Annotated in this window: 2 protein-coding genes and 1 pseudogene; all 3 read left to right on the forward strand. The window is 64.1% G+C overall.

What is annotated here, in order from left to right; all coding sequences use genetic code 11:
* Positions 1-123, forward strand: a 123-nt coding sequence (locus HLA95_RS29470) for a multicopper oxidase domain-containing protein (RefSeq protein WP_222185095.1), incomplete at its 5' end; no start/stop codon positions are given.
* Positions 124-225: 102 nt separating this feature from the next.
* Positions 226-1,224, forward strand: a complete 999-nt coding sequence (locus HLA95_RS27085; RefSeq protein ID WP_191061995.1) for a hypothetical protein — start codon at positions 226-228, stop codon at positions 1,222-1,224.
* Positions 1,225-1,302: 78 nt separating this feature from the next.
* Positions 1,303-2,021: pseudogene (locus HLA95_RS27090) on the forward strand (cytochrome-c peroxidase); the annotation flags it as partial.

A 2,021-nucleotide genomic window follows, 5' to 3' on the forward strand; every position in this document is an offset into this window, starting at 1 on the left:
GACTTCCCGGATCCCGACTACAGCTACGCGTCCAAGCAGGAGCGTGGTCGCTACGTCATGCACTGCCACAACACCATGCATGAAGACCACGCCATGATGGCGACCTGGAATATCGTCGACTGAGCCGGCGGCTCTGTCAGGAAAGTTTTAACTCGAGAGCATCAAGAATGGCCCGGCACACGAGTGCCGGGCGAAGGGATACTCACGCCCTAAGGAGGCGACTTCATGCTACGCAATCTCATGTTCGGTGCGGCGGCCCTGGCCCTGGTCGCCTTTGCCAGCCCGGCTGGCGCTCAGCTCGCGCCCGGTGATGTCGAGATCGAAGGGCCGATGACGGCGATCAACTTCGCCGACCTTCCTTCCCCATTGCCCGCCCGATACATCGTGGGAACGATCACAGTGATGGGTGTCAAGGTGAACGTGTGGAACGACACCTTGATCCATACGCCAACCAAGACTTCGCTCGACGAGACCGATCCACTAACGTTCGCCAGCTTTGCTAGTGGCAAATTGCCCGGGCGGAGCGAGGAGGGCTTTCTCGGCGGCACCGCGATCGTCATTGGGGACAGTGCCGGTGAAGAAGTCCATGCCACGGACCTATTCAGCGATCTGGCTGAAAACGTGATCGTCGGAGAAGCAACAGAGCTGGTAACTCTTCCTAGTGGTGTCTCGCGAGCTACTGTCAACGGAATGCCGATTCGTCGGTCCACGGATAGCCGAATGCCTGCGGGCCCAGCGATCAACAGCTTCGGCCTGCGCGTCAACGAGCGGGAGATCACCCCGAGAAGCTTGGTGAGTGCGGAAGGCTACTATTCATCCCGCCAGAAAGTTCTCTATTACCATACTCTGGAAGCTGATGGCGCGCCCCTGTTAAACAAGAACCGGACGCAGGTGGGCATCCTGCGCGCCGACTGCCGGATCCGCGGCGGCGGCCGCGACGAGATCGAAGTGCGCGGCGGCGTCGTCAACCCGGCTAACGCCACGGTGCAGATCCGGATACCGGCCCTGAACAATCCGGATCGCTGGACCACGGTTGGCTTTGTAACAGCGACGGCGCAGCCGGCGCCTGTTGCAGGCGACCCGGATCAGGGCCTGTTTCGGGCGGACTTGCGGAACCTCACCATTCCGGGCGGGGTCTGTCCGAGCCGCGTCCGCGCCGTAGTTCCTGCCGGTGCTGGTGTGCCAAATGCAGCCACCGCCACCGCTGACATGGACGGCCGCTAAGAGCCGACGCGTTGACTGGGCGCCGCCGGAACGGGGGAAAGGCGGCGCCCAGCCCATGCCTGGAATAGGATGTCAGCCGTGAACACAATCTATCAACGCCTGCGGGCTGCCTGCCTGCTCGCCGTCATGGCAGCCGCCCTGGCACCTGCCTATGTGGCCGCCCAGGAAACCGAGATCGAGGACGAGGAGGAAGTCGAGCTCGAGGACGAGGTCGAGGAGGACATCGAGGCGCCCCTGGGCTCGCTGCGCGGGCTCAAGCCGCCTTCGCCGCCGGCCGCCCAGTACAACGCGCTGGTCAAGGACAAGAACTGGCTGGTGGCGCTGGGCAAGGCGCTCTACTGGGACGCTTCGGTCGGTGCCGATGGTCAGGCCTGCGCATCCTGTCATTTCCACGCCGGCGCGGATCCGCGCACGGTCAACCAGCTCGATCCCGGCCTGCTGGGCCAGCCGTTCGCCGACGACAAGTTCGGCGGCCTGAGCAACGGCCTGGGCTTCACCCGCGGCGGCTACCTGAACAGCACCGGCAAGAAGGCCCAGCCGAATATCCAGCTGGAGGCGTCGGACTTCCCGCTGCACCAGCTCGGCAACATCCGCGACCGCAATTCGCAGATCATCTACGAGACGAACGACGTAGTCGGCTCGCAGGGCTCGTTCGAGGGCACGCCCGTGAGCGTGCCGCGCCAGCTCAAGTTCCGCACCCGCACCCGCGACTTCTGCACCAAGGGGTCGGACGACATCTTCCACACCATGATCAACGGGACGGCACGCGCCGTGCGCAAGGTGGCGCCGCGCAACAC

The sequence above is a fragment of the Geminicoccus harenae genome (assembly GCF_019800005.1).
In the GTDB taxonomy this organism is placed as follows: Bacteria; Pseudomonadota; Alphaproteobacteria; order Geminicoccales; family Geminicoccaceae; genus Geminicoccus; species Geminicoccus harenae.

Excerpts from the sequence above, each read along its gene's own strand:
- HLA95_RS27085 (WP_191061995.1), top strand. The coding sequence starts at position 226 with ATGCTACGCAATCTCATGTTCGGTGCGGCGGCCCTGGCCCTGGTCGCC.